General features: G+C 64.4%; 1 protein-coding gene. It reads left to right on the top strand.

The genetic code is table 11. From position 1 onward, the window contains the following. Positions 1-257 precede the first annotated feature (257 nt). On the top strand, positions 258-3,938 hold the full coding sequence (locus AWB68_RS43065; RefSeq protein WP_087650204.1) for a DUF748 domain-containing protein: 3,681 nt from the start codon (positions 258-260) through the stop codon (positions 3,936-3,938). Positions 3,939-4,101: the final 163 nt, after the last annotated feature.

Genomic DNA, 4,101 nt, shown 5'->3' with positions numbered 1-4,101 from the left:
CCCGCCCCGGACAGGGGCAGAGCAAATAGACCACGAAGAAAACAAGTTCCATAGGAGCCTGAGCGCATCAAACGGTTGAAGCCCGACCCGAAGCCCGAGCCCAACACCAATACCCGTTCCATAGAAGCACAAGCGCATCAAACGCCGTAAACACCACCACCCTAACCCAACCCCTCCACCCCGTCGTATACTCGGGCATCACAATTTTGAGATTGCGCAGCGAGCCTCTTCCGTTCGCGCTGCGCTGAACGCATCGCATGGCAAGCGTCACCAAGTCTTCCCTGGCATCCGCCGGACAAACCCTGCGAGGCGTAGCGAACGCGCGCCGCACGCGACGGATCTTCATCGGCCTGCTGATCGCGCTCGTCGTCATCGGCTTGCTCGGGTTCTTCGCGGCGCCGCCGCTCATCCGGCACGTCGCCGAGCGGCAATTGGGCGCGCAACTCGACCGTCCGGTGACGATCGGCCGCATCGCGCTCAATCCCTACACGCTCGGCTTCGAAGCCGATCACGTGCATATCGGCGAGCGGGCAGGCAATTCGCCGCCGAATTCGCCAGGCACCGGGTTCATCGACATCGAGCGGCTGATCGTGCTGCCGTCGTGGTCGTCGGTTTTTCGCGCGGCGCCGATCATCGACGAAGTGAAGATCGACTCGCCGCGCTTTCATCTCGTGCGCTACGACGCCGAGCGCTTTAACTTCTCCGACCTGATCGCCAAGTTCTCGAAGCCGTCGCCGACGCCGTCGACCGGACCGGCGCGCTTTTCGGTGTCGAATATCCGGCTGGAGAACGGCCGCATCGATTTCGAGGACCGGCTGCTGAAGACCCAACACGTGATCGACCGCTGGGCGATCGGCATTCCGTTCATCGCAACGCTCGCCGCCGACACCGACATTTTCGTGACGCCCTCATTGCAGGCGCGCATCGACGGCTCGCCGCTGTCGATCACCGGGCGCACCAAGCCGTTCGCAAAGACGCGTGAATCCGAAATCGCGCTGACGCTCGACGGGCTCGACGTGCCGAAGGTGGCGTCGTATGCGCCGGCGTCGCTGCCGGTCGCGCTGAAGACCGGACGGCTTTCGACCGACCTCAACGTGCGCTTCTCGATTGCCGGCGACGTGCCGACGATCCGCTTCGACGGCACTGTCGATCTCGCCGACGTCGCCGTGACCGACAAGGCGAACGCGCCGCTCGTGGCGGCGCGAGCGCTGCATGTGGCGATCCGCGATGCCGAGCCATTGCGCAACGTCTACCAGATCGACGACCTGCGAATTACGCAGCCGGACGTGGCGCTCGAGCGGGATGCGTCGGGGGTGACCAATTTCGCGAAGCTTGCCCCGCCGGCGCCTGCCGCCAAGCCCGAAGCGAAGGACGAGGAAAAAGCCCCGCCGCTCGACCTGGCAGTCAGGCATTTCGCGATCGACGGCGGCAAGGTCACCTTCGACGACCGCCTGATGGGGCAGCGCTCCAGACTCGCCCTTACCCATCTCGATGTCGCCGTCGACGGTTTCTCCACACTCGCCAAAACGCCCGCGCGCTACACGCTCAAGACCGCGCTCGACACGAGCGGCACGCTGAACGCATCGGGCGGTTTCACGCTCGCCGCGAAGACCGCCGATCTCAAGCTCGCCATCGACGGGCTCGCGTTGCCGCCGTTGCAGCCGTACATCGACAACGCGGTGGCCGCTCGCGTCGCGGAAGGTGCACTCGGCGTGAACTTGCCGGTGAGCGTCGACTGGTCGAAGCCCGAGCCCGAGATTCAGGTCGGTGCCGGCGAGGTCACGCTCAAGTCGCTCAAGCTCGTGCCGAAGGCGAACGCGGCGCCGGTCGCGCTGGCGTCGGCGGTCGCGAAGATTCAGAAGATCGACGTCGGCGCGCGCACGGCCGCGCTCGACAGCGTGCAGTTGACGGGACTTTCCGTCGATGCCACGCGCCGCAAGGACGGCACGATCGACCTCGCCGCACTCGCGGGACCGGCCCAAACGGCGCCCGAACCGAGCGCGGCCCGCCAGATCCAGAAGGCGCATGCAGCCGGTCCCGCGTGGCGTTATCAAATCGGCCAGATCGCGCTGGCCGATTCGACCGCCAATTTCACCGACGAGTCCACGCCGAAGCCCGTCAAGCTGCATGTCGCGCCGCTGAACGTGAGCGTCAGGCAGGTCAGCGACGACCTGACGAAGCCGCTCGCCGTCGACGGCAAGCTCACGCTGAACGGGAAGGGCGCGCTGGGCATCAGCGGAACCGTGACGGCGAGTCCGTTGAAGCTGGCGCTGCACGTCGACGGCAACCAGGTCGATGCCGCCGCGTTCGAGCCGTACTTCGGCAACAAGCTCAATGTCGAGGTCGCGAGTGCGCTGCTGAACGCGAACGGCGATGTCGCGATGGCGGGCAGCGGCTCCCGGATGACGGCATCGTACAAGGGCGACGTGTCGCTCGCCGACGTGCGCATGATCGACAAGGCAAGCTCCGATCCGTTCGCCGGCTGGAAGCTGCTCGGCCTGACCAACGTGAAGGTCGATTACGGCGAGCGCGGCACGAACGTCGATGCCGCGCGCGTCGTGTTCGCGAATTTCTACGGCCGCGTGCTGCTCGATGCGCAGGGCAAGCTCAACTTGCGCGATGTCGTTGCGAGCCAGAGCGGGCCGGCGCAGTCGGTCACGCGCGACAAGAGCGTGCCGGCTTCCGCGCCGGTTGCGACGAGCGCCCCGCAGCAGACCGTCGTCGCCGCGAGCGAGCCGACCAAGCCGGTCAACCTGCGCTTCGGCCAGCTCGTGCTGCAAGGCGGCCGCGTCACCTACACCGACAACTTCATCAAGCCGAACTACACGGCGAATCTCGTCGCGATCACCGGCACGATCGGCGCGTTCGGCACGCATTCGACGACGCCCGCACCCGTCGATGTCGCCGCGAAGCTGGCCGCGAATGGGCCGGTGTCGATCAAGGGGCAGGTGAATCCGCTCATCAAGAAGCCGTCGCTCGATCTGACCGCGAGCGCGCACGATGTCGAGCTGACGAACCTCACGCCGTATTCGTCGAAATATGCCGGCTATCCGATCACCAAAGGCAAGCTCAATGTCGACCTGCACTACATGCTTGCCGACGACAAGCTCACCGCGAACAATCACCTGTTCATCGACCAGCTCACGTTCGGCGATCACGTCGACAACCCGAGCGCGACGAAGCTTCCGGTGCGGCTGGCGGTGTCGCTGCTGAAGAACTCGCGCGGCGAGATCGACGTGAACATTCCGATTTCCGGGTCGCTCTCGAACCCGGAGTTTTCGATCGGCGGGCTTGTGTGGCAGGCGATCGTCAATCTCGTGCAGAAGGCGATTACCGCACCGTTCACGTTGCTTGCGCACGCTTTCGGCGGCAACGGCGAGGAACTGGGGTACGTCGAATTCGATCCGGGCTCGTCCGATCTCACCGACGCCGCGCAGAAGAAGCTCGACACTATCGCGAAGGCGCTTGCCGACAAGCCGTCGATTCGGCTTGATTTGTCGGCGCGGGTCGATCCGGCCGTTGACGGGCCTGCGCTGCGTGCGGCTTATGTCGATCGGCAGGTGCGGATTGCGAAGCTGCGCGATCAGGTGGGCAATGGCGCGAGCGTCGATCCGTCGACGGTGAAGGTTTCGGCTGACGAGTACAGCCGTTATCTCGAGAAGGCTTACAAGGCGGCGGACTTCAAGAAGCCGCGCAACATAATCGGGTTGACGAAGACGTTGCCGGATGAGGAGATGAAGCAGGCACTTGCCGAGAACGCCCCGGTCGATGATGCGGCGTTGCGCGGGCTTGCGCAGAGCCGGGCTGCGGCGGTGCAGGAGTACTTCGAGGGCAAGATCGACAGCAAGCGGATTTTCGTGGTCGCGCCGAAGATGAATGCCGACGGCGTTGCGGATAAGGGCGCGCCGACGCGGGTGGATTTTGGATTGAGGTCGTGAGGGCGCTGGCGCTTGGGGTTGGGGTTGGGTTACACCGTTTGATGTTTTTGCGCTTCTATGGAACTTGTTTTGTTTTTGGTTTATTTGCTCTGCCCCTGTCCGGGGCGGGACTCACTTTCTTTGCTGCTGCAAAGAAAGCAACTGTATTAAAGGTCAAGCGCGA

Source organism: Caballeronia choica (assembly GCF_001544535.1).
Lineage (GTDB): Bacteria > Pseudomonadota > Gammaproteobacteria > Burkholderiales > Burkholderiaceae > Caballeronia > Caballeronia choica.
Note: the sequence above shows the minus strand (reverse complement) of the source record. Positions and strands in the feature narration are given on the sequence as shown.